We start from the raw sequence: 25398 nt of genomic DNA, 5'->3' as shown, positions 1-25398 counted from the left end.
AACACGGTTGATTTAAAATAGCAAAGCAAACAAGCGTTAACGCGGAATAAACCACGCTCGATCTGGCGTATTGATTTCAACAATCGGGTGATGGTATAGCGCAGTCAGATGATCCGCAGTCAAGACCTCAGCGCGTGGGCCCGCTAACCAACGGCCATCACCAAACAGCAGCAAGACGCGGCAATGCTCAGCAGCAAAAAAATGCGCATGATTTGGGTCATGCGTCACCATCACCATCGCCCGCCCTTTGGCCTGCTCTTCACTGAGCACCTGCAGCGCTTGCTGTTGATGGCGCAAATCAAGTTGCGACAAAGGCTCATCGAGCAATAACAACGGCGCGTCTTGCGTTAAGGCGGTGGCCAAAGCCACGCGGCGGCGCTCGCCACCGGACAAAGTCGCCAAATCACGCCCTGCCAGCAAGGACAAATCCAGCCGCGCCAATTGCTCGCGTGCCAAAGCCACGTCGGCGGCACTTTCCCAAGCAAAACGGGGTAAATGCGGATGGCGGCCAGTGAGGACTTTTTCCAACACCGTGAGGGGGAATGGGCATTCATCTTGCTGCGTTTGCCATGCCAGCATTTTAGCGCGCTCACCATGCGGCCAATCGCCCCAAGCTCGCCCTTGCAGCGCAACCACTCCCGCTGCCAGCGCATGCCAACCGGCCATTGCGGATAATAAAGTACTTTTACCGCAGCCATTTTCGCCCAACACCAGCCACACTTCCCCCGGCTGAATATGCAATGACAAATCACGAATCAAGCAGCGATCCGCTTGCGCAATACGCACTTGCTCTAGCTGCATTGAGATTGCTTGAACGCTCATCGCACGGCCCGCCGACTTAATAAATACAAAAACGCCGGCACACCCAACAGCGCCATCACTACACCCACAGGCAACTGCTGCGGCGCAATCAAAGTGCGAGCAATGATATCGGCCCACAGCAAAACAATCCCGCCCGCCAACGTCGCCGCCGGTAATAACAAGCGCAAATCTTGGCCAATCATCAATCGCAGCGCATGCGGCACAATCAAACCGACAAAGCCGATCATCCCCGCAGTGGTAACCGCCAAAGCGCTGGCTAAAGCGGCAGCAAAATACAGCACCCAGCGCAAGCGCTGATGATTTAAACCCAAGGCATGCGCCGATTCGGCGGACATCCCCATAATATTGAGCTCACGCGCCAAGGGCCAGACCAGCAGCAAAAGAATACACAGCACCGCCGCCCCCGATTGCCAATGCGCGCCCGCCAAATCACCCATCAACCAAAACACCATGCCGCGCAATAAACCATCGGGGGCCATACTCAGCAATAAAGACGACAAAGCGCCACAAAATGCCGCCAACGCCACGCCAGTCAACAATAATCGGGTTTGCGTACTCGATCGATCACGCCCAGCCAGCAAAAAAACAATCAAAATACTCAATAAAGCACCGGTGCCAGCGGCGGCATTCACGCCCAAAGTACCCACCCCCAGTAATAGCGCCAATAGTGCACCCACACTGGCGCCACCCGAGGTACCCAGTATATAAGGGTCGGCCAAAGGGTTACGCAGCAAGACTTGCTGCAAAGTACCCGCCAAAGCCAATAAGCCGCCCACCACCAAAGCCGACACCGTGCGCGGCAATCTCAACTCAAGCACCACATCGCGCGCCAACGCCGATTCGGCGTTGTCATACCAAAATTGCCATGGCCGCAGCGACGTACTGCCCACCGACACACTGATGATTACGCTCAGCAATAGCACAAGTAATAAAATACTCAGCGTGAGCAGCGTTTTTTGCGGTGTTAACCGCGCCAAATTCATCACTTTATTCCCCAGCAACGTCTGCATTACAGCGCATTATTTCACCTGCCGAACTTGCTCTACCGCTTCGCACATCGCTTGCGCGCCATCGACCAAGCGTGGCCCCATGCGGCTAATGATGTCTTTGGGCAGCACATAAAATTGCTTATTTTGCGCCGCTTTTAGGTTTTTCCAGCGCTGCCAGCTCGCCAGAACATCGCCCTTCACCCCCGGCTCGCCACTCGTCATAATCGCATCTGGATTAGCGACCAACACCGCCTCGACATCCACTTTGGGCGTGAGCTCTGGCAAATGGCCAAACACATTCACCGCGCCGCATAAGCGCATTACATCCGAAATAATCTGCGTGTTATTGATCGTCATTAAAGGCCGATCCCAAATCTGATAAAACACCCGTACTGGCGCTCGATTTGAATAGGTTTTTTCTAACCGCGCCAATTGATCGCGATAGTTTTTCGCCGCCTTGGCCGCGCCAGCGGTTTGCTGGGTTAATACGCCCAAGCGCTCAAGCACCGTTGGCACATCGGCCATTTTTTTAGAAAAAGTAGTAAAAACCGGAATCCCCAGCTGCTTAATTTGATCAAGCTGGCGCTGTGGATTGCCGCTACCCCAAGCAATAATTAAATCCGGTTTCAGCGCCCGAATGCGCTCTAAATCAAAACCGTTATACCCACCAATGCGCTCAATCTCTTTGGCCTTGGCCGGATAATCACTGTAATTGACCGCGCCAACAATCAAATCCCCCGCGCCAATGGCAAATAAATCTTCAGTCGCATGCGGTGCCAAGCTAATAATGCGCGCTGCGGGTTTGGCTAGCGTGACCGTCACGCCTAAATCATCTTGCACACTCACTGCCGCGTTCACTGCCGCAGTCGCTAACGAAGCAGTCACAACCATCACAGCCAGTTTCAATTTAAAACTCATATTTAATTCCAATCTTGATACACATTATTAATACCGCCCAGCCATGCCATCTATCGTCAAAGCCAACGATCAAACCATGCCATCAAACCGCGCCAAACAAGGCCGCCGTCGCCACAGGATGACTCATAAACCACGCATGTAAATACGAAGCCTGCAAACTACCTTGCCGGTATATGGCCTCAGCGCCAGATCCTAAGCGGCATGGCGAACCATACCCTATAGGTTCAAGCTGCGTCTGCATTGTTGAATAATGAAACGTATGGCCACGCAGCGCGCCCGATCCCAGGTCAAAACTTTGTGGCCCAAGTGCAGCTAAGCGGGTTTGCATCGCCACCTGCGCGGGCAACACGCCCCACATCGCGTGCACTGCGCCATCAATCAAAGTCAGCGATTCACACAATGCAATCATCCCGCCGCATTCGGCCCAAATGGGTTTGTCCTCAGCCACATGCTGCGCCAATTCAATCGCCAGCGTCGGGTGCGCAGCCAACTGCTCAGCGTGCAACTCGGGATAACCACCGGGCAGCCACACGGCGTCGCACTCGGGTAAAGATTGCTGCGCCAACGGAGAGAAAAACTTGAGCTCAGCGCCCAAAGCGCTCAAACACGCTAAATTAGCCGGATAAATAAAACAAAACGCCGCATCGCGCGCAATTGCAATCCGTTTCCCCGCCAGCAACGGCGCTATTTCGCTGGCAATCGGCGCGGCAAATTCAATCTGCGGCAGGTTTTTGGCCTCTCCAATAGGCTGCGACGCCAACACATCGGCTATTGCATCGAGTTTCTCAGCTAAATCGGGAATTTCTGCTGGCAACGCCAAACCCAAATGGCGCTCAGGTAGCGGCTCAACGCGGCCAAGCCAACCTTGCCAGTGCGCTGACGGTGCTGATTCTTGCAACATCTGCGCATGCCGCTCACCCGCCACTTTATTGGCCAGCACGCCAAAAAACGGCAAATCCGCACGATAATGCGCCAAGCCAAACGCCAACGCACCAAAGGTCTGCGCCATTGCGCCTGCGTCAATCACCGCCAACACCGGCAAGCCCAACTGCACCGCCAAATCAGCGGTACTCGGCTCACCGTCAAACAATCCCATCACCGACTCAATCAAAATCACATCAAAATCGCGTGCCGCGTCCGCCAGCATTTGCCGGCACAAATCCTCACCGACCAGCCATAAATCGAGATTATCCACCGGCGCGCCGCTGGCAAAACCCAGCAGCAAGGGATCGAGAAAATCGGGCCCACATTTGAAAACCTTGACGCGCAGACCTTGGCGCCGATACAGCCAAGCGAGGCCCGCAGTGATGGTGGTTTTGCCAGAGCCTGAGGATGGGGCGGCGATCAATAAAACATGAGCTGAATACAGCAAACTATCATCCTTAATTACTATATCGGACAATTGAGCACGCAATTTTTCAGCAACACACTGTACATTTTCAGCAAAATTCAGTAAAAAATCTTGGTCTGCTATTAAGTCCTTTTTTCCTTCACAAGCATAACGCCAATCCTCAAATGCCTTACTATGTGATGCAAGAACGTCTTCAAATGTACGAGGGGTAACATATCGAGGATAACTAGGCAAAACTACTGCCGCTTTAATCTTTTGCTTAGATTCACTACTAAGTTTACGAAAAAGCTTTAATAACTCATGCCCAGATACTAATTTTCTATTCTCAAAAATATAAACGGCCTTGAGAGCAAGCTCAATTGCAAAAGCAAGGCACACAACTGCCGGAATAGTTGCCTCTTCAAACTTACCATTTTCTACCTTGATTTCCTTTGATCTTTTTGCTGCAACAAGAAAATCCTTAGACATAATCAAGAATCTCTCTGCCTTCAATTCAGTATTAAACTTACTCATAAGATTTGACCCATAATTCAATAAACTGCAGAATTTTTTTGAAATAAAAGCACGTAACAAATTAATGGCAAAAGAAGATAAAGACTCATTAATGATGAACTAAGTACGAAATCCTTAGATAGTTTGAATGCTGTTGAATCTACTTCGATACAAATCAAATACTTAACGCGCAAACCGAAACCATCGTAGGGTGTCAATGAGCGCAGCGAATTGCGCCGCTAAGCAATTGCGCTTTGGGCGCAACCTCATACGGTGCAACGGTGCAATTCGCGTTGCTCATTGACACCCTACCTTGTTTTTTTGACATCAAGAAAACATGAGCAGCCTAGCCTTAAACACCCATCGCAGAGGCAATTACCATTCCAAACCCTTCTGCGCTCTGATCCCTGATTTGTATGCATGTTTTTCATCAGCCAAAACAGTGATGGTATCGGCGATTTCATGCAATTCAGTAATCGCGGCGCGGCCGGTGACGACGACGTGTTGCATTTCGGGGCGCGATTCTAAATCGCGCAATACGATGTCTTTATCGAGGTATTTGTAAGACAAGCAATACGTCAACTCGTCAAGCACCACCACGTCGTAGCTTGGATCGTTCAGCATTTTGGCCGCCATCGCCCAAGCGGTTTCTGAGCGGGCTTTGTCGGCGTCAAAGTTTTGTGTTTCCCAAGTAAACCCGTCCCCCATCACATGCCATTCGCAGTGCTGGCCCAAAAAAGCTTCTTCGCCGGTGTCGGTGCGGTTTTTAATAAATTGCACCACGCCCACTTTAAGCCCATGACCAATGGCGCGCGCCACCATGCCAAAAGCCGACGATGATTTTCCTTTACCGTTACCAGTCAGCAAAATCATGATGCCGGTGTCGATATTGGCTTCAGCGATATGCGCGTCGATAATCGCTTTTTTACGCGCCATGCGCGCGGTGTGGCGCTCGTTTTTAGCTAGGTCTTGACTCATGCTGACAACTCCGAAATTAAAATAAATAGTCGATTTTACTGCTCGCACAGCTGGCGAATATACGCTTGGATCTGCGGCAAGCCACGGGTAATGGCCGTAATACCGGGAACGAGTAAATCTTCGCTTTGGATTGCAAATACTTGCTGATTTTTCACTGCAGCAATGCCGTCCCAGCCAGCTCGCGCTGCTACGCATTCCGGCTCAAAAGCTTGCCCACACCAACTACCAAGAATTAAATCTGGCGCGCCTGCGATCACTTGTTCTGGCGTCACGGTGCGATCTTTAGCGCGCACTGCCGGCGAAATCGATGCAAAAATATCTTCACCACCGGCAATCTCGATCAGCTCCGACACCCAAAAAATACCGGTATACAGCGGCGTATGCCACTCTTCGAAATACACTTTGGGCCGCCACGCAAAGTGCGTCGCGGCTAATTTGGCGGCAGCAATTTGTGCGTTTAACTCGGCAATTAAGGCATTGGCGCGCTTAGTACAGTCGAGCAATAAACCCAAGGTGCGAATCATCTTAAAAATACCGGCGATGCTGCGCTGATTAAAAAACAGCACTTCATAGCCCGCTAAAACGCACTCTTTGACCATCTCGCCTTGTAAGCTTGAATACGCCAAAATCAAATCGGGTTCAACCGCCAAGATTTTCTCGACTTTGGCGCTAGAAAACCCGCAAATAATCGGATGATTTTTAGTCACACCAGCCGGGTGGCGCGAAAAAGCCGAGATCCCTGCAATACGATGCTGTTGCCCCAAGGCATACAGCACTTCAACGGTTTCGCTACTTAAACACGCAATTTTTTGTGGGCCTAACATGGTGAATCCTAAGTCGATTGAACTTGCGCTGCGGCGCGCGCCAAGCGCTGCGCAAACTCAGCATGTTGCTGTAGCGTTAACGCGCCAAAACGCAGCGCATTAATACCAACATCTTGGGTATTGAACACCCGAGCATATATGCCATTGGCTGCCAGCGCATACCCCCATTGATCAATTTGATCGACCACACAAAACTGCATCAGCGGATGATCACCACTCGGGGGCAAACCTTGAGCGATTAAATGCGCTTTTAAGCTTTGTGCTTCTTGCAGCAAACGTGAACGCTGCATTTGCTGCCAAGCCGTATCGGCCAAGGCCAATTGCCCTGCCCATAGCGCTGGGCCGCTCACCGCCCATGGGCCGATATATTCACCTAAGGCCGCTAAAATCTTTTTATCGGCAAAAACAAAGCCCAAACGTAAGCCCGCCAAACCAAAAAACTTGCCAATGCCGCGCAAAACAATCAGGCCAGAGCGATTATTCTGGCTCGCAGCTTGACACACACTCTCTGCAGCATCGACATCAATAAACGCTTCATCAACAATCAACCAAGCGCCGCGCGCGGCCAATTTGTCGTGCATCGCCAATAATTGCTGCGCCGTCCAGCACTGACCATCGGGATTGTTGGGATTAACTAAAATCAGCACGTCCAGCGTATCGAGCGCGGCATCGATCTCGTTTCGCGCCAGCAAACTCACCGTATGCCCAGCCTGTTGCCACCGCCAAGCATGCTCGGCATACGACAAACGCAAAACGCCAACGTGGCAAGGCGCGCGCAACTGCGGCAAAGCCACAATCGCCGCTTGCGATCCGGCCACCGGCAAACACTGCGCACTACCGTAATAAGCTTTAAGCACCGCCCAAAACTCAGCGCTGATTTGCGGCAAACGCTGCGCGACCGATTCGGGCATCGCGGGTAAAGGATAACTGTAAGGCGAAATTCCCGTTGAGCAATCGAGCCAATCAGCGTCGCCGCCACCAAAACGCGCTTGTACTGCCAATAAATTACCACCATGCCGTGGCGCAGCGTGGCATGGTCGGTCTTGTTTAAAATCAGCCACTATGAATCACCATCGCGAACAATAAAACCACCACCATCACTCCCAACCACCACGCCAGCGTGGCTTGAATGAGCTCAATGCTGCGCGCGATATCTGGCGCGCTCGCTAGTGGGCCAAAACCCAATTCTGGCCGCAACTCAATCTGGCCATGATATGGCGCAGCACCACCTAAGCGAATGCCCAAAGCGCCAGCACCGGCGGCCATCACGGGACCGGCATTGGGGCTATCCCACTGCGGTGCTTGCTGTCGCCATGCCGTCAACGCCAATCGGGTTTTCCCCAGCAAGGCGTAAGACATTGCACACAATCGCGCTGGCATCCAATTGAGCGCATCGTCCATGCGCGCAGCACAGCGACCAAAGTGCAGCCATTTTGGCGTTTTGTAGCCCCACATCGCATCCAAGGTATTGGTCAAACGATGTAAAAGCGCGCCAGCGCCGCCCAACAGCATGAAATAAAACAAACTGGCAAAAATCGCATCCGCGCCGTTTTCTAAACACGACTCCACCGCGCCAGCTGCAACTTGGGATTCATCAAGCGCTTGGCAATCGCGGCTGACAATTTTTTGCAATTGCGCGCGTGCCAAGGGTAAATCGCCAGCCATTAACGGCGTGCCAATCGCCGCCACATGCGCCAATAAACTGTTTGCGCCCAGCGAAAACCACAAAGCCCAAGCATCAAGCGCATACGCCAACAGCGGCGAATATTGCATAACTTGCCAGCGCAGCCCAATAAACACACCCAGCGCGCCGCCGACTAAAATCAGCCAAGCTAAACCGCCGCGAAGCACCAAGCCAGCACCGCGATTGAGTCGCTGCGCCAGCCCCGTGGCGAGTCGGCCAAAGCCGACCAAAAAGTGGTAGCGACGTGGCTCACCCCAGCACCATTCGAGCAGCAGCGCGATGCACAATGCCGCCAATAGACCGGTGGGGTTAAGCCACAACATACTTACTTAGGCTGCCAGCGCACGCTGACAATGCCATTCACGCCCAAATTGCCGTAATCGGTGGCCATTTGGTAATCCCGATTAAATAGATTGTTCACGCGAGCGTGCAATGACCAATCTTTATCCAGCTGATAGCTCGCTGCCAAATTAGTCAGCGCATAGCCAGCCAAGACTTTTTTATTAGCGGCATCATCAAAACGCTGGCCTTGCGCCTGCATTTCAAGGCGCGCCATCCAAACTGGCGTTTGTAAACCCACATACGCCACACCAGCGTGCTTAGCACGGCGCGCTAATTGACGGCCTTTATTGGCACCTGTAGAGGTATCTTTAGCATCGAGGTAATCGTAGCTCGCGCCAGCGATATACCCTGCATATTGCCAATCGGCAGTCAGCGTTGCGCCACCTAATTTGGCAGTGCCAATATTGCTCGGCTGCCACAGACCCGATGGCGTCGGTGCCCATTCAATCAGATTGGTGACTTTATTTTCATACACCGTGATCGAGCTTTGGAAGCGATTATTGGCAAAGCGAACAAACACTTCTTTGCTATTAGATTCTTCAGGCTTAACGTTTGGATTACCCGAACCTGGCCAATACAAATCGTTAAAGCTTGGCGCTTTAAATGCCGTACCCATGGTGGTGCCAAGCGACCAATCATCGTTCATCTGCCAAGCCAAACCCAGCGTACCGGTGTTATTACGACCGTATTGAGAATTATCGTCGCTCCGACCATTTAATTGCAGCGTTACATCCGACACCGTCACCAAATAACCCGCCAACAGGCTATTAATGCGGCGATGATTGACGCTGTAATTGGTGTCGCTGGTGACTTTTTGCCCTAGCGTTTCCGCCCCCACTTGCACTGTACCGCCCAAAATCGATACATCATTCACCCACGATAATAAGCTTTGCTGGGTTTTGATTTTGCTGACTTTGTCTTGATAATTTGTTGCTGAGAATGGGGTGTAGTTGCGGCCCTCATCAATACTGGTGCCGGCTTTTAAATGGCTAGTCCAGATGTCGTTCCATTGGTTTTTTGACCAAATATTGGCGCTACCGTTAAACGACTTGTCGCGATAATCGTAGCTTTGTGCCACCGGTTTATACGCAGCATTACTGATTGAGCCGTCGTAATGATTTTCACCCCACGCGCCCAAAGCGCTTACGCCAAATGCATGCTGGGCGTTGATTTTATGCTGGGCCGCCAGCGACAAACTGTTATTTTCATAACCGTCTTGATCAGGATTGTAATTGCTGTTTTTTGGATTCACGATGGCGTTGACGCCGTCGGTTTTAAAATGCGCGGCAGTGATTGAATAGCGCGTTGCGTCATCCCCACCGGCTAAAGTCGCTTTGGCATCGACAGTATTGTGATTGCCATAACCGATTTCGACACTCGATTGAGCCTTGCCTTGGCGAGTAAAGATCTGGATCACCCCACCAATCGCGCCGCTGCCATATAAGCTCGCGGCTGGGCCGCGCAAAATCTCAACGCGCTCAATTTGATCTAATGGAATATTTTGCAGCGATGCGCCGCCCAGTGTGGCCGAGCCAAAATTAATCCCGTCGATCAACACCAAAGTTTGCGAATTATTGGCGCCGCGTAAGAAAACCGAAGTCGATTTACCCGGCCCACCCAAATTGCTAATTTGAATACCCGGTTGACGCGAGAGTACTTCTTGTAAGCTTGAGTTGCCTTGTGCGGCAATGGCTTCACGATCGAGTACAGTCACATCACCGACCACATCACGTAGTGGCTGCGCAATGCGCGTTGCGGTCACGACCACATCATCGAGCTGGGTGACTTCGGCCATGGCTGGTAAGGTGGCTAAGGCCGACAAAATCAATAGGTATGTCTTGCTAATACTGGTGTTCATTTAGGTCTCCGGCAATACGCCCGTTGCATATTGCATATTAAAAACAGGAAACCGCGCAGAACACATCACCATCGTATCAACGACAAAGACCATTCCGCCACGGCGTCCCTGCCAGTGCGTCAATCTCGCTCAATTGCGAGCAACAAGGCCGGTCTCCGGGCTAATCAGAAAAATACATCGCCTTCCCACCTGCTGCTGCGCTTGAATGACCGATAACGACCAACAAACGCAAAACATTGAGGCAGTGGCTAAAGCAAAGCGCATCGTTGCTACGCTGTGTTTTGTGATGAATCCACACTGAAATACCGTTGCAGGGGCAGCACAGGGTTTAAACCTGTTTCCCGTTTAAATTGAATCGCTTACACGATCAATCACCTTGAATGGCGGGCATTGTAACGTAAACGCCACGTAGCCACCTTTCTGGAATATGACTAATGCTTAATTCGAAAATAGTCCCAAGCAACTTACAACATTAAAACAAGGATTTAGCCGCCAGCGGTCAGCTAGAATTGATTTTCTAGATTGCAATATTTTTCTGCGCAGAATATGATTTACATCAAATTTCACAAATTACTGAAAATTCAAAACATACATGAACCTCACTCCTTTGATTCAATCTTTTGTGCTGCACTTTGGTGAAATGGGTAGCCGCTGGGGCATTAATCGCACTGTTGGGCAAATGTACGCCCTGCTGTTTGTCAGCGAAAAGCCGCTTAACGCCGATGAAATGGCCGAGGCACTGGGTTTTTCCCGCTCAAATGTCAGCATGGGATTAAAAGAGCTGGAGTCTTGGCGATTGGTGAAATTGCAGCATTTCCCGGGGGATCGCCGCGAATACTATTCAACACCCGAGGACGTATGGGCAATTTTTAAAACGCTGGCCGACGAAAGAAAAAAACGCGAGGTTGAACCGACCTTGTCGATGCTACGCGAAGCATTGATGGAAACGCCGGCCAACGAAGCCGAGCGCCACGCACAAGCCCGAATGGGGCAAATGCACGATTTGATTGACCTGACCACTAGTTGGTTTAGCGACATACAAAAATTAGACGTTGAAACGCTGAAAAAACTGATGACACTCGGCGCTCAAGTACAAAAGTTTTTAGAGTTTAAACAGAAATTATCATTCCCTCGCGTCAGCGAGAAAGAATAAGGAATCACCATGCTGCCCGAAGCCACCGGTCTACTGGACCCGATTGTATTAGCGCGAATTCAATTTGCCGCCAATATCACTTTTCATATTTTATTCCCAACGATTAGCATCGCTATGGGCTGGGCATTGCTGTTTTTTAAACTGCGCTTTAACGCCACCGGCGAGCAAAAATGGCTGGATGCCTATGGCTTTTGGGTCAAAATTTTTGCACTGACTTTTGCGCTGGGGGTGGTGACCGGCATTACGATGAGTTTTCAATTTGGCACCAATTGGCCCGGTTTTATGAAAACCGTCGGCAATATTGCGGGGCCACTGTTGGCGTATGAAGTGCTAACGGCGTTTTTCCTTGAGGCGACTTTCTTGGGCATTATGTTGTTTGGCCAGAAAAAAGTCAGCAATCGAATTCATACGCTAGCGACCGTGCTAGTTGCAGGCGGCACTACGCTGTCGGCTTTCTGGATTATTGTGCTCAATTCTTGGATGCAAACGCCAGTTGGCTTTGAAATGATTAACGGCCAAGCGCATGCCACCGATTGGTTAGCGATTATTTTTAATCCTTCAATGCCGTATCACCTAAGCCATATGCTAGTCGCGTCCGGTCTGACGGTGGCGTTTTTACTCGCGGGCGTGTCTGCTTTTCGTTGGCTTAAAGGCCAGCGGGACGCCAGCATTATGGCCTCACTCAAAACCGGTGTTTTTCTGGCTGCGGCATTGATTCCACTGCAAATTTTGATCGGCGATATGCACGGCATTAATACGCTCAAACATCAACCGGCAAAAATCGCCGCCATTGAAGGCATTTGGCATACCGAACGCGGTGCACCGCTGACTTTGTTTGCACTACCGAATGCAGAAACCCAAAGCAATGATTACGCGATTGCGATTCCAAAACTAGCCAGCTTGATCTTAACGCACGATCTGAATGGTGAATTGCAAGGCATTAGCGAATTTGCGGATCACCCACCGGTGGCCAAAGTGTTTTGGAGTTTTCGCGTAATGGTTGGCGTGGGCATGTTAATGCTCTTGGTGAGCTGGCTCGCGGCTTGGCAATTGCGCGGTGGCAAAACCTTGTCGCCTATGGTCTGCAAGCTTTTGATTGGCATGACATTTAGCGGTTGGGTCGCCACTGTGGCTGGCTGGTATGTGACTGAAATTGGTCGTCAACCTTGGCTGGTGTATGGCGTACTTAAAACCAGCGATGCGGCGTCGAACGTCGGCGGCGGCATGATTTTAAGCACCTTAATCATGTACCTCACGCTCTACGCCTTTTTACTCGTTTCTTATATTTCGGTGGTGTTTTACCTCGCTAAGAAAGCAGGCCACCCTGCTCAGGAGCAATAATATGTTGAGCACAATTGATTTGGCCTACTGGCTGCCAGTGATTTTTGCTGGCTTGATGGTGGTTTCGATGTTCGCCTACGTCGTTTTAGATGGGTATGACCTTGGCGTTGGCATTTTGCTTGAGCTAGAAACCGATACCAAAGAAAAAGACAAAATGATCGCGTCAATCGGCCCATTTTGGGACGCGAATGAAACGTGGTTGGTGTTAGGGGTTGGCCTGTTACTGGTGGCCTTTCCTTTAGCACACGGCATTATTTTAACCGCGCTGTATTTACCGGTGGCGCTGATGTTATTGGGCCTGATTTTGCGCGGCGTAGCGTTTGATTTTCGCGTTAAAGCGCGAGCACATCACCAACCACTGTGGAATCGACTGTTTTTTGTTGGCTCATTACTGGCCACCGTTTCGCAAGGCGTGATGCTCGGTCGCTACATCACCGGTTTTGCACCGGGCTGGGGCGCCTGGGGCTTTGCACTATTGGTTGGCGTAAGTTTGGCCGCAGCGTACGCTCTATTGGGCGCGGGCTGGTTGTTGATGAAATCAACCGGCAAGTTGCAGCAGCGGGCGATTGTTTGGGCGCAAGGCAGTTTATGGATTGCCATTTTGGCAACGGTGTTGGTGTCGGTAGCAACGCCGTGGATTAGCCCACGCGTATTTGCGCTGTGGTTTTCAGTGCCTAACGTATTTTTACTCGCGCCAGTGCCATTAATGACGGCGATTTTATTTGCCGTGATCGGCTTTGCGCTACCGCGCTTGGCGCAACGCCAAAGAAACGGCAATGATAATTTTTGCTGGATTCCATTTACCGCCACGGTGGGTATTGTTTTATTGTCGTTCTTTGGCTTGGTGTTTAGTATTTTTCCGCACTTGGTCATCGATCAACTTACCATCTGGCAAGCCGCGAGCAGCCCAGAAGCCTTGCTGATTATGTTCTGCGGCGCAGCGATTGTGTTACCAACGATTATTGGCTACACGATTTATTCTTACTACGTATTTTGGGGTAAAGCAGGCGAGCTCAGCTACGAGTAAAGCACCGCGATTGCGTAACCGATTTAAGCCATCCTGCGGGATGGCTTTTTTAACGCCCTCTTCTTTTTGATCTCATTCAATATCAACCTCGGCATCAATCTATGGATGCTGAACTTGCTGCGGGGATTTAACTCAATCCGTAAAAATCACGCACCCAAACTAAAAACCTTGGCGCAGGCGTAGCCGAGCATCCTTCGCCGCAGGCGAAAAAACAAATCTCCGTAGGAGAAATCAAATCTCCGCAGGAGAAATCACGGTTCTCCGTAGGAGAAAACGGGCCTTTTTCGAGGATTTTTCGCTTTTTTTTCGCCAAAGGCGAAAAACCCAAAAAAATTTTCTAGCTTCGCCACTCAAACCTAAACCAGGGTTGCGCGGGCGGCGCGGCGGGCGGCAGCCACACTTTGCGGGGGTTGCTTGTGCAAAGGGTTTGCGCACGCGGACCGAAGTGCGCAATACAAAACGCCACGCGGCACCAACAGACAATCCAATCACCAAGCGGCACCCCGCGTGCGCAAATTACAATTTGCACACCCTACGCAGCGACCTTTTCGCCAAAGGCGAAAAACCAAAAAAAAATTTTCTAGCTTCGCCACTCAAACCTAAACCAGGGTTGCGGGCGGCGCGGCGGGCCAATTCCGACGAATTGATTTCACAATGCTGATTTGTGTGTAAGATACTGACTTTATCTGCCCCGCCTTCGACGATGAATCAACACTTAATCCGCCGAGCCACCGCCGGCGATGCAATGCATATTGCCCTGTTACTCACACAACTGGGCTACCCCGCCAGCACAGACGAGGCCGCACAGCGCATTGCATATATGGCAACGCCATTTAATGCACTATTTGTTGCCTGCACAAAAGAGAACAACACCCCGCTCGGTTTAGTGGGCATCCATCTTTTGCCCATGCTGCATTGCAGCGCCCTACTCGGCAAAATCACTGGGCTGGTCGTCGATACCGCATCTCGCGGCCAAGGCCTTGGATCTGCGCTAATGCAGGCGGCCATTGATTTTGCCACTGAGCATCAAGCACCCAGAATCGAAATCATCAGTGGCAACCATAGACCTGAAGCGCATGCTTTCTACCGAAAGCTGGGCTGCGTTGCCACCGAGCAAACCAAATTTAATCTACTCACGCCGGTACACAGCACATAAAAAAAGCGCCATCTTGATGATGGCGCTTTAACTTAAAAGCAAAATTCGCAGCAATCGGTGACCGAAAAAAACAATCAATCCACCAGTGCCAATCTAGATTGCATTGCCCTCAAGCAAACCACTTAGCTAATAGGTATTGGGCTATAAAGCACAGTGAATAAGCGCTACAGTAATATACCTAGCTCAAATATTCTTGCTTATTTTTTGTATTCAGCTGATTTTTTAAGGTCGCTTGCATACGAGCGCATTATTTATGCGCCGTCGGCTAAAGCCGACCCTACAAGACCATTGGCTTTCTAAATACACAATATAAGGGCAAAGTTTTGATTAAAACCGCCCCGACAAACTCAGCCCCAAAAATGGCATCGTGGCGTAGCTTTCACTAATCAAAGCATCGCCTTGTTGATTACGGATTTTAAATTCGCCATTTAGTGCCGCGCCGGCATAGAAATCTAAGCGTGTGCTGGGCGCAAATTGATAACCGGCGCGAACAAATAAGGGCACCGAGTTGTTTTCTAAAATGCCATTGGCGGCAATCGGGTTGTCACTCGCTAAGCGAGTTTGATAACTGCGCCATGTGCCACCGGCGGCAAAATCCCAAACACTTGATGCTTTCCACGACAACTCCAAGCCTGCAGGGCCAACGGGACCGGCGACAAAGGGGTTTTTTAAGGTCAGCTGATCGCTAATTTGCCAATTGAGTAATACAAATGGAAACACCACGTTTTCATCAAAACTCTGCCACGCGCTCACCCCTAAACCCAGCATTAAGCGCGGCGAGAAATAATGCGCCACATAGGCATTGCCGCCCCAATTGATACTTTCGCCCTGATCAGCCCCCGCTTCGGCAGCATATTGCACGCCGGGCGTTACGCCAAAAATCCAACCGTCCGCAGTTACAAAACGATAAGGCATTGAGAGTTCCAGCCGATTTAAATCTTGCCACGGCGTTTTTCCGCCCCAAGCTACTGGCGAATCAAAATGCCATTGCTGTTGACTGGCGGTTAGCGCCAAACCAAGGCTGTGCTGCGCATCAATTTGCTGATTCACGCTCAGCGATGCGATCAGCCATTCGCTACTGACTTCGCCACCAGCATCTAAATCCGCATTGGGCATTACCACCGGCGTTACGCTGTAATTGATCGTCGCTTCACTCGCGACGGCGCACCATGGCAATAAAGCCAAAAGTGCCGTGATTAAGGTTTTTTTCATTCAAAAAATCGATATAAAGTAAGAATTTGCTCGCGAGTTTAGCGATACCTTTTGCGCAACGCGATTTATTTAGCGGCAGTGTCGCGTCGATGTTCATTTGTCAGTTTGCAGACATAAAAATACCCCGCCAAACTTCGGCGGGGCTATTTAACTGGGCGATATTCAGATGGCGGTTGATACCATACCGCATAGCTCAAGCATCAACACCACTCAACAAAACGACCGTAAACAAAACGACCGTAATTACTCGTATTGATCCATGCTCGGGCAAGCACAAATCAAATTGCGGTCGCCATACACATCGTCAATCCGATTCACCGACGGCCAAAATTTATTATCCAGCACGTAAGGCAAGGGGAAAAACGCCACTTCACGCGAATACGGACGATCCCAATCGGTAGCGATGTCGTTTTTGCTGTGTGGTGCGTTTCTCAATGGATTATTCTCCGCTGGCCAAACACCGGCTTGCACTTGATCGATTTCTTGGCGAATCGAAATCATCGCCGCAATAAAACGATCGAGTTCAGCTTTGGATTCTGACTCCGTCGGCTCAATCATCAAAGTACCCGCCACCGGAAAACTCATCGTCGGCGCGTGAAAGCCATAATCCATCAAGCGTTTGGCGATATCGACTTCAGTAATGCCACTGGCAGCTTTGAGCGGGCGAATATCAATAATACATTCATGCGCCACGCGGCCATTCGCGCCGGTATATAGCACCGGATAATGCGCCGACAATTGCTGCATCATGTAATTGGCATTAAGGAGCGCGATTTCCGTAGCATGCTTAACGCCGCCCGCACCCATCATCGTGATATACATCCACGAAATTGGCAAAATCGACGCCGAACCAAATGGCGCGGCCGATACGGCTGATTGACCTTGCGCGACGCTGGCGTCACCTTGATCGATATTGGCCACCGCGTGATTGGACATAAACGGCGCTAGATGCGCTTTCATACCAATCGGCCCCATGCCAGGTCCGCCGCCGCCGTGCGGAATGCAGAAGGTTTTGTGCAAATTCATATGGCTAACGTCTGCACCGATATCGGCTGGGCGCGTCAAGCCAACTTGCGCATTCAAATTTGCGCCATCCATATACACTTGGCCGCCAAACTGATGTACCGTCGCGCAGATTTCTTTAACTGCCGTTTCAAACACGCCATGCGTTGATGGGTAAGTCAGCATCAACGCCGCCAAATTCGCACCGTGTAATTCAGCCTTGGCTTTCAGATCAGACAAATCAACGTTACCGCTGTCATCACAATCGACCACCACAACTTTAAGGCCCATCATTTGCGCCGTTGCCGGATTAGTGCCGTGCGCAGATTTTGGAATTAAGCAAATATCGCGATGCGCTTCATTGCGGCTGTCGTGATATCGACGAATTGCCAACAAACCGGCGTATTCGCCCTGCGCGCCTGAATTGGGCTGCATACAAATCGCGTCAAACCCCGTAATCGCTTTGAGCTGATCGGCGAGGCCATTAATCATTTCAAAGTAACCCAGCGTTTGCGCTTGCGGTGCAAACGGATGGATATTGCCAAATTCAGCCCAAGTAACCGGAATCATTTCGCTGGTGGCATTGAGTTTCATGGTGCAACTGCCCAATGAAATCATCGAATGATTCATCGCCAAATCACGATTTTCGAGGCGTTTTAGGTAACGCAGCATTTCGTGTTCGGTGTGGTAGCGATTAAATACTGGGTGCGTTAAATAGTTTGAGGTGCGTTGCAGCGCAGCGGGAATCACTGCCGCCGTTGCAGCATCCAAAGCGGCCAAATCAGCAGATTGACCAGTAAACAACTGAATCAAAGTCGCCAAATCTTTTTGCGTCGCGGCTTCATGAAAAGCCACGCTCAAGACTGAATCAGATACTTGCAGCAAGTTGTAACCTGCCGCCAAGGCTGCGGCGTAAATGCTCGCCGTTTGCGCGCCAGTATTGACTTGCACCGTATCAAAAAACGCGTCGTGAAGGATTTTTTCCGCCGCCCCACCCGAACCGTTGGCGAACCGAACGCCTTGCGCAAACAAACTCGCCAAGCGATGCGTGCGCTCAGCAATGCGTTTAATCCCCGCTGGGCCGTGATACACAGCGTACATCCCCGCCATATTGGCAAGCAGTACTTGCGAGGTACAGATGTTTGAATTGGCCTTCTCACGGCGAATATGTTGCTCGCGGGTTTGCAGCGCCATACGCAGCGCAGTTTTACCTTTGGCATCAATCGATACACCAATAATTCGGCCTGGTGCCGAGCGCTTCATCTCATCTTTAAAGGCAAAATACGCGGCGTGTGGGCCACCAAAACCCATTGGAATGCCAAAGCGCTGACTACTACCAATCGCTACATCCGCGCCCATTTCCGCCGGCGATTTAAGTAGCGCCAAAGCTAATAAATCCGCCGCAACAATCGCCACACCACCACGCGCTTTAAGCGCTGCAATCGGCGCAGTTAAATCACGCACGGCACCATCAGCACCCGGATATTGCAGCAAAGCACCAAAATAATCATCGTCACCCGCGGCAGTTGCCGCGCCGATGACGAGCTCAAACCCGAAGTATTGCGCGCGAGTCTTTACTACATCGAGTGTCTGTGGCAATACCTGTTCATCTACGAAGAATTTCTCGGCTTTGACTTTCGAAATCCGCCGCGCCATCGCCATCGCTTCGGCCGCTGCCGTCGCTTCATCAAGAAGCGACGCATTGGCCAAATCCAGCCCCGTCATATCGATAATCATTTGCTGGTAATTGAGCAAAGCTTCTAAACGACCTTGGGCGATTTCGGCTTGATACGGCGTGTAGGCGGTATACCAGCCTGGATTTTCGAGCACATTACGCAAAATCACATTCGGCGTGATATTGGGGTAATAGCCCAGACCAATAAAGCTGTGATTAACGATATTTTTAGCCGCAATAGCGCGAATTTTCGCCAAAGCGTCCACTTCAGAAACCGCATCCGGCAGAGGCAATTTTTGCTTAAAGCGAATATCGTCCGGAATAGTTTGCGCGACTAAATCTTCAATCGAGCTCGCGCCAATTTGCGCCAGCATCGCCGCTTGATCAGCCGCATTGGGGCCAATATGCCGAGCAATAAATTCTTCGTGATTAAACAGTGTAGAGAGCGACATGAAGCACCTAGAATGGTTGAAAATTTAAAACCTTTCAACGCAGAGGCGCAAAGACGCAGAGAAAATCTTAAAACTAAGGTCTTAATTTAGGGTCGCTTTCAAGCCGCCGCTTAAATCGACCAAGCTTGTCGACCCTAAGCGACGTTTCTGCAAAAAAACATCATCAAGACTTTTAGACTTTCTCTGCGCCTCTGCGCCTCTGCGTCAGGTGTTGTTTTTAAACGCCGATTTCTTTGGCGTATTGTTCTGCCGTCATCAAGCCATCGAGCACCGATGCATCGGCCGGTTTAACGCGGAAAAACCAAGCTGCGCCGTAGGGCTCGGTATTGGCCAATTCTGGCGCGTCCACCAAAGCCTCGTTCACCGCGACCACTTCACCGGCAATCGGTGCGTACACATCGGATGCGGCTTTCACTGATTCAACCACGCCGGCGGTGGCGTCGGCGGCTAATTCATCACCCACTTGTGGCAATTCAACAAACACGATATCGCCCAATAATTCTTGGGCGTGATCGGTAATGCCGATGGTCACCGTGCCGTCGGCTTCTAAACGCAGCCATTCGTGGCTGTTAACGTATTTAAGTTCGGCTGGAATATGGCTCATGATTTTTCCTTAGGGATTTGAGATTTGAGATTTGGGAGCTGGGCGCAGAAACAGGGTTGACTCCCCACTTTCTACTCCCCACTCCCCGAATTATTTATGCAAACACTTTTTTACCATTGCGTACAAACGGCATTTTCACCACGCGAACGTCGGTCAGCGTGCCGCGTAAGTCCACTTGCACCGTGTCGGTGTCTTTAGTTGCTGCAGGAACGCGGGCGATGGCCACGGAATGCTTGAGCGTTGGTGAAAACGTGCCGCTGGTAATCACGCCTTGGCCTACGCCAGCCACTGCAACAATTTGACCTTCGCGCAAAACGCCACGACCTTCGAGCACCAAACCCACTTGCTTCAACGCCACACCTGCCGCGCGTTCAGCCTCAAGTGCTGCGCGGCCAATAAAATCACGCTCAGCCGGTTGCCAAGCAATGGTCCAACCCATGCCGGCCGCCAATGGTGAAATGGTTTCGTCCATGTCGTGACCGTACAAATTCATACCGGCCTCAAGGCGCAAAGTGTCGCGCGCGCCCAAGCCGATTGGCGCAATGCCAACGCTCAGCAAAGCTTGCCAAAAGGCGGCTGCTTCGTCGCTTGGCAACATGATCTCTAAACCATCTTCGCCGGTATAACCGGTGCGGGCAATAAACCAGCCGTCTTCAACTGGACCAAAAGGAAAGCCTTGAAACACATTCAGCGCATTCACCGCGTCTTCCCAGTCTTCGTGGATGACTTTGCATACTTTGGCGATGGCGTTAGGGCCTTGAATCGCAATCATCGCCAATTCGCGGCGCACATGCAGTTGCACGTCAAAGTTGGCGGCTTGCTTGAGCATCCACGCGATGTCTTTGTCGGCGGTGCCGGCATTGACCACCATGCGGTAGCCGTAATGCGTTAGGTAAACGATCAAATCGTCGATCACCGTGCCCTCAGGCGTTAACATCCCCGAATACAAAGCTTTACCTTCAGTACTGAGTTTTTCGACATCATTGGCAAGCAAAAAACGTAAAAACGCTTTAGCTTCACTACCGACGATATCGAGCACGCACATATGCGACACATCAAACATGCCGGCGTCAGTGCGTACAATTTCGTGTTCTTTAAGTTGTGATCCGTAATGAATCGGCATCAACCAGCCGGCGAAATCAACCATTTTGGCGTTCGCAGCAAGGTGAGATTCATACAGTGGTGTAGTTTTGGTTGTCATTGGGGTTCCTTAGGGTATAGCCCTCTAAGTCCGACGGCCTATAGCGCGGCGGGCAACACCCCTCTGTCCTGACACCTGAGATTTTCCGGCCGCAGCATAGATCTGCTGAAAAAATCCAATTTAACGCCGCCCCGTGATCGCACGAGGCATCGCAATTAAAAGGATATTGCCGTTGAGCCCTTCGGTGGATGCTGCGGGTGTAAACACCGAGCACCGCTCTCCAGAGTTTTACTTTTGCCAGCAGTCCCTGATACCTGAGCGATTTGCGGGTGCATTTGCGCCTTCGGTGGTGATTTAAATCAATCAAATGGTAAAAATCACACTCTCCTGCTGTACCGGCGGATTATCACGGGAAGCTTGCCAATTGGCAAGCCACAAAACAGGATTTTTACCCTAATCCTTGCCACAAAAAACAAAAAGCCAAGCGAATACATATCGCTTGGCTTTAGTGTGCGGTCAAGATTACAAATCAAAGCCACTATTCACTCGGTAACACGCTAAGCAGCAAGACTCAAAGCGGGTACCGCGTGATTTGGCTTCGCTTTGAGTTTGAGTTTGAGTTTGATTACATTGGTCATCAGCACGAATCATGCAATACGACACCATCATCAACACCGAGAAACCCCACTTTTTAACGCAATAATTGATGCCCAGTATACAAAACCACGCCAATCAGCCCGCCCACCAGCGTGCCATTCAGGCGTACAAACTGCAAATCAACGCCAACACTGACTTCCAGCCGCTCAACCATCACCCCATCATCCCAAGCTTTGAGTTGTTCGGCGATAAATTGGCCAATTTGGCGGCGATATTTTTTGACTAGCACTCCAGCGGCCACGCGGGCGTGGCGATTTAACCAGTCGGCCAGCACCACGTCATCGCTCAAACGCGCACCCAATTGCTGCAAACTGAGCGCCAATTTAGCGCGTAGCACTGAGTCTTGCGCGGCCAAATCATCGGCCAACCAGGCCACCATTCTAAGCCACATACTGTCGATGGCATTGAGTAAACTCGGTTGAGCGAGTAAGTGCTGTTGACTCAACTGCAGCGCCGCTTGTAGTGAGGCATCGTGCTTTAGATTTTGCTGCAGTTTTCCCAGCTCTTGATCAAAGTGCGCGCGCAGCGGGTGTTCGCTCGATTCGCGCATGTTTTGCACTTCACGCCCCGCCGCATGCACCAGCTTTTTGGCCATATAGCGCCCACCGGCTGCATCGAGTGAAATCCAGCGTAAATAATCAAATTCAGCGGCAATGATGGCCGCCAACTTCTGCTGCACCGCAGGCTGCTGCAATTCTTGCTCTAAATGCGCCAGCACCGCATCGAGCATCACCTGATGCTGACCACTTTGCCGAATCACCGCCAAAATCTCGCCAGCCGGTTTTGCCAAATCAATTTGCGCCAATTGCTGCAGCAATAAACCGCGCAAACGCAGCGCCATCGCCGGTTCAGTCAAGCTTTGCAATATAAAATCCATCAGCCTGGCAACTTGATCTGCGCCCGCTTTGGCATTCGCGTCGACTTGCAGCCACGCGGCCAATCGACGCGCCGGATTAAATTCGCTCACCTTGGCCATTATCCGTTCGCTGGACAAAAAGTGCGTTTCAATAAATTCGCCCAAACTATCGGCAATGCGGTGTTTGTTTTTGGGAATAATCGCCGTATGCGGAATCGGCAGATTCAGTGGATGTCGAAACAGCGCGGTCACAGCAAACCAATCGGCCAAACCACCAACCAAAGCGGCCTCAGCAAAAGCGGCAATATAAGGCAAACTGGGATGCGCGCCGCGAAAATACGTCGCCAGCAGCATAATCAACGCCATCAGCACCAGCAATAGCGTCGCATTACGCTTTAGCAGCCGCAAACGCTGCGCTTTAACATCAAAAGAACGTGCCGCCGGCTGGCGCGGGGTCTGACTCATTAACAACTCCCAATCATCAAGCCCAGTCACAGGGCATGCGGCGTGATCCAGTCACCCCGATTTAAACCATCCAAACAACAGCTACAGTGCGTTCACTTTACCGCAGCTACGTTAAATCGTCTGGCGACAATATGCGTGACTTGTCGCGCAACATGTGCTTTACAACGCATTGCATGTCGCCGCACAAACAATAATGCCCAGCATTGGCTGGGCATTATGCAGACTGAAATCGTTTTATTTCACAATTTGAACTTTAACCGGCTTACCTTTAAGTTTGCCTTTGTCATTACCCAAACGAGCAATCACTTGGTTGGCGTATTGCAATTGCACCGCCACATAGGTTCTGAATTCAAACAAATCAATTTTGCCAATTGCATCATTCGGAATTGCGCCGTCGCCGGTTAAAGCGCCAACCACATCACCGGGGCGCACTTTTTGTTTGCGACCGGCATCAAAGCAAATCGTCGCCATTTTGGCTGGCAATGCGTAATCACCGTTGATTTTGAGATCGGCTTCCTGCCCTTCTGGAATCGGCAACTCAAGGTATTCTTCAATCGCTCGCTGACGTTTCACTTGCGATGGCGACACCAAACTAAATGCCATGCCTTTTTTGCCTGCGCGGCCAGTACGGCCAATTCGATGCACGTAGATTTCAGGGTCATACGGCAATTCGTAATTCACCACGGCGGCCAAATCTTTAATATCTAAACCACGGGCGGCCATATCGGTGGCCACCAAAATTGGGCAACTACCATTGGCAAACTGCACCAAGGTTAAATCACGATCACGCTGCTCGAGCTCGCCGTGTAATTCAATGGCATCAAAACCATCTTTTTGCAAACTACGCGCCAAATCCATACAGTCTTGTCGGGTATTACAAAACACTACGCTGGACGCCGGTTGGTAATGCGCGAAAATGCGTTTAAGCAAATCGGCTTTTTCTGCGTTGTCTTTGACCAAATATAATTGCTGTTCAATAAACACTTGATCGTGCAAAGACTCCACCGTGACTTCAGTCGGCGCGCGTTGAATCGACGCACTGAGTTTACGAATCCCTTCAGGATACGTTGCTGAAAACAGCAAGGTTTGACGCCAGCGCGGCAGAAAATCAATCACATCTTGCACTTCACCGCCAAAACCCATATCGAGCATACGATCGGCTTCGTCCAGCACCAGCGTACTGACTTGTTTTACGATCAGGGTGTTTTTATGCAAATGATCTTGAATACGACCTGGCGTGCCGACCACCACGTGTGCACCATGCGCAAGCGAGGCCGCTTGTGGTGTTAACGGTGTACCGCCGCATAAAGTCAGAATTTTTAAATTGGGTAAATGGCGTCCCAAACGGCGCAAATCTTTACTCACCTGATCGGCCAGTTCTCGCGTTGGGCACAGCACCAAAGCTTGTACGCGGTGCAAATTAATATTGAGTTTTTGCAGTAGCGGAATACCAAACGCAGCCGTTTTACCACTACCAGTTTTGGCTTTAGCAATAATATCGCCGCCTTCGAGCACAATTGGCAAACTGGCAGCTTGAATTGGCGTCATCGCCTCAAATCCCAGCGAAGCCAGATTGTCGAGCATTTCAGCAGGTAAATTTAGAGCGGAAAACGGCGTTTTAGTCATAGCAAATCCAATAAGTATAGAAAGCAAGCCAATAAGGCAGTGGCATCTGCAGCGCGAAAACTTAAAAATCGCATCGCAAATCGATTAAGCTAAGCGGCTTAAATCAATCCATTGCACTACAAGCATTCTAAGGGATTTACAACGAGAACTAAGATTTAGATTGGTAATGCAGGGGTGAAACTGAGATGAGGCAAAGCAAGAAGTCTGGTCGGGGCGGTGGGATTCGAACTCACGACCACCTGGTCCCAAACCAGGTGCGCTACCGGGCTGCGCTACGCCCCGAACAGGACCCGAATATTATAGATCATTTAAAAAAGGGTCAAGCACTATCGAACAAAAATATCGACAAACAACAGAGAAAACCAATAACAGCCTGTTTTTACACGCAATTAAAAACAAGCCAATCACTTGCCACGCAAAAAACCTCGCGCCGTATGCGGCAATCAATTGACGTGGCGTCTTGATTTAATCTGCGTTTTTATCTTTTTTATCGATTTTTTCACTATCAAACGGCAATTTGGCGTCTTCTTCAAAGCGTTTTTTCTGCTTTTTTCCAAACACCCAAATCACAATCGCCACAAAGGCAATAATTAAAATCCAATGATAAATCGACAAACCCATGATGACGCTCCTACAGCCGCAACCCAGCAAGACACGACCGAATTAAGTTAATAGCAAAACAAACACACCCCCCAATACCAGCACCAGCTTACTTTCAATTTAATAAATCCACAACACAGCAAGGCGAAAGCTCATTTGCGGCGTAGAATTCA

21 protein-coding genes, 1 tRNA gene and 2 riboswitches are annotated in these 25398 nt (G+C 50.5%); of the genes, 4 read left to right on the top strand and 18 right to left on the bottom strand.

Features of this window, described 5'->3' with window-relative positions; translation table 11 throughout:
- Positions 1-36: 36 nt before the first annotated feature.
- From Q0V82_RS04690 to Q0V82_RS04645, 10 genes are all read right to left on the bottom strand, one after another.
- Positions 37-822, bottom strand: coding sequence for an ABC transporter ATP-binding protein (locus Q0V82_RS04690; protein WP_297573097.1), 786 nt, complete (start codon positions 820-822; stop codon positions 37-39).
- A complete protein-coding gene (locus tag Q0V82_RS04685) occupies positions 819-1832 on the bottom strand; it encodes an iron ABC transporter permease (RefSeq protein ID WP_297573096.1) in 1014 nt (337 codons plus the stop codon). The genes Q0V82_RS04690 and Q0V82_RS04685 overlap by 4 nt, the downstream gene beginning before the upstream one ends.
- Positions 1833-1841: 9 nt before the next feature.
- Positions 1842-2729, bottom strand: a complete 888-nt coding sequence (locus tag Q0V82_RS04680) for a cobalamin-binding protein (protein ID WP_297573095.1) — start codon at positions 2727-2729, stop codon at positions 1842-1844.
- An 82-nt stretch (positions 2730-2811) separates the two neighbouring features.
- Positions 2812-4101 carry a cobyrinate a,c-diamide synthase gene (locus Q0V82_RS04675; RefSeq protein ID WP_297573094.1) on the bottom strand — a complete coding sequence of 430 codons (1290 nt, stop codon included), beginning with the start codon at positions 4099-4101 and terminating at the stop codon, positions 2812-2814.
- Between the two features lie 846 nt (positions 4102-4947).
- Entirely contained in the window at positions 4948-5550 is a 603-nt protein-coding gene (gene cobO / locus Q0V82_RS04670) for a cob(I)yrinic acid a,c-diamide adenosyltransferase (protein WP_297573093.1), read from the bottom strand.
- 35 nt (positions 5551-5585) lie between these two features.
- Entirely contained in the window at positions 5586-6374 is a 789-nt protein-coding gene (locus tag Q0V82_RS04665; protein ID WP_297573092.1) for an ABC transporter substrate-binding protein, read from the bottom strand.
- 8 nt (positions 6375-6382) lie between these two features.
- A complete protein-coding gene (gene cobD, locus Q0V82_RS04660; RefSeq protein ID WP_297573091.1) occupies positions 6383-7435 on the bottom strand; it encodes a threonine-phosphate decarboxylase CobD in 1053 nt (350 codons plus the stop codon).
- Entirely contained in the window at positions 7428-8381 is a 954-nt protein-coding gene (cbiB, locus tag Q0V82_RS04655) for an adenosylcobinamide-phosphate synthase CbiB (RefSeq protein WP_297573090.1), read from the bottom strand. The genes cobD and cbiB overlap by 8 nt, the downstream gene beginning before the upstream one ends.
- Before the next feature lie 2 nt (positions 8382-8383).
- Positions 8384-10258, bottom strand: a complete 1875-nt coding sequence (locus Q0V82_RS04650) for a TonB-dependent receptor domain-containing protein (protein WP_297573089.1) — start codon at positions 10256-10258, stop codon at positions 8384-8386.
- Positions 10259-10381 (bottom strand): hypothetical protein, encoded by a 123-nt coding sequence (locus Q0V82_RS04645; protein ID WP_297573088.1) that lies wholly within the window; start codon positions 10379-10381, stop codon positions 10259-10261.
- A 5-nt stretch (positions 10382-10386) separates the two neighbouring features.
- A riboswitch (cobalamin riboswitch) is annotated at positions 10387-10652 on the bottom strand.
- Positions 10653-10850: 198 nt separating this feature from the next.
- On the opposite strand from Q0V82_RS04645, the gene Q0V82_RS04640 reads away from it, so the two are divergent.
- The 4 genes from Q0V82_RS04640 to Q0V82_RS04625 all read left to right on the top strand — a co-directional run bounded on the left by Q0V82_RS04640 (position 10851) and on the right by Q0V82_RS04625 (position 14935).
- Entirely contained in the window at positions 10851-11411 is a 561-nt protein-coding gene (locus Q0V82_RS04640) for a GbsR/MarR family transcriptional regulator (protein ID WP_297573087.1), read from the top strand.
- A 9-nt stretch (positions 11412-11420) separates the two neighbouring features.
- Positions 11421-12752 (top strand): cytochrome ubiquinol oxidase subunit I, encoded by a 1332-nt coding sequence (locus Q0V82_RS04635; RefSeq protein ID WP_297573086.1) that lies wholly within the window; start codon positions 11421-11423, stop codon positions 12750-12752.
- Position 12753: 1 nt separating this feature from the next.
- Positions 12754-13779 carry a cytochrome d ubiquinol oxidase subunit II gene (locus Q0V82_RS04630; RefSeq protein WP_297573085.1) on the top strand — a complete coding sequence of 342 codons (1026 nt, stop codon included), beginning with the start codon at positions 12754-12756 and terminating at the stop codon, positions 13777-13779.
- 703 nt (positions 13780-14482) lie between these two features.
- Complete coding sequence (locus Q0V82_RS04625) at positions 14483-14935, top strand: GNAT family N-acetyltransferase (RefSeq protein ID WP_297573084.1); 453 nt, start codon at positions 14483-14485, stop codon at positions 14933-14935.
- A 327-nt stretch (positions 14936-15262) separates the two neighbouring features.
- Here Q0V82_RS04625 and Q0V82_RS04620 read toward each other — a convergent pair whose 3' ends face one another.
- From Q0V82_RS04620 to Q0V82_RS04585, 8 genes are all read right to left on the bottom strand, one after another.
- The gene (locus Q0V82_RS04620) at positions 15263-16147 is read right to left on the bottom strand and encodes a DUF6268 family outer membrane beta-barrel protein (protein WP_297573083.1); all 885 of its coding nucleotides are present in this window, start codon (positions 16145-16147) and stop codon (positions 15263-15265) included.
- 243 nt (positions 16148-16390) lie between these two features.
- Positions 16391-19276 carry an aminomethyl-transferring glycine dehydrogenase gene (gene gcvP / locus Q0V82_RS04615; RefSeq protein ID WP_297573082.1) on the bottom strand — a complete coding sequence of 962 codons (2886 nt, stop codon included), beginning with the start codon at positions 19274-19276 and terminating at the stop codon, positions 16391-16393.
- A 217-nt stretch (positions 19277-19493) separates the two neighbouring features.
- Entirely contained in the window at positions 19494-19880 is a 387-nt protein-coding gene (gene gcvH, locus Q0V82_RS04610; protein ID WP_374758525.1) for a glycine cleavage system protein GcvH, read from the bottom strand.
- A gap of 94 nt (positions 19881-19974) precedes the next feature.
- Positions 19975-21081 (bottom strand): glycine cleavage system aminomethyltransferase GcvT, encoded by a 1107-nt coding sequence (gene gcvT / locus Q0V82_RS04605; RefSeq protein ID WP_297573081.1) that lies wholly within the window; start codon positions 21079-21081, stop codon positions 19975-19977.
- A 231-nt stretch (positions 21082-21312) separates the two neighbouring features.
- Positions 21313-21421, bottom strand: a riboswitch (glycine riboswitch).
- A gap of 291 nt (positions 21422-21712) precedes the next feature.
- Positions 21713-22999: a DUF445 domain-containing protein gene (locus tag Q0V82_RS04600; RefSeq protein ID WP_297573080.1), complete on the bottom strand. Its 1287-nt coding sequence runs from the start codon at positions 22997-22999 to the stop codon at positions 21713-21715.
- Between the two features lie 234 nt (positions 23000-23233).
- Complete coding sequence (gene dbpA, locus Q0V82_RS04595) at positions 23234-24625, bottom strand: ATP-dependent RNA helicase DbpA (protein ID WP_297573079.1); 1392 nt, start codon at positions 24623-24625, stop codon at positions 23234-23236.
- Positions 24626-24830: 205 nt separating this feature from the next.
- Positions 24831-24907 (bottom strand) — tRNA-Pro (locus Q0V82_RS04590).
- A gap of 183 nt (positions 24908-25090) precedes the next feature.
- Positions 25091-25246: a cbb3-type cytochrome c oxidase subunit 3 gene (locus tag Q0V82_RS04585; protein ID WP_297573078.1), complete on the bottom strand. Its 156-nt coding sequence runs from the start codon at positions 25244-25246 to the stop codon at positions 25091-25093.
- Positions 25247-25398: the final 152 nt, after the last annotated feature.

This window comes from uncultured Deefgea sp. (genome assembly GCF_947072475.1).
Taxonomy (GTDB): Bacteria; Pseudomonadota; Gammaproteobacteria; order Burkholderiales; family Chitinibacteraceae; genus Deefgea.
The sequence above is the reverse complement of the archived record's forward strand: the minus strand, read 5'-3'. Positions and strand labels throughout refer to the sequence as shown.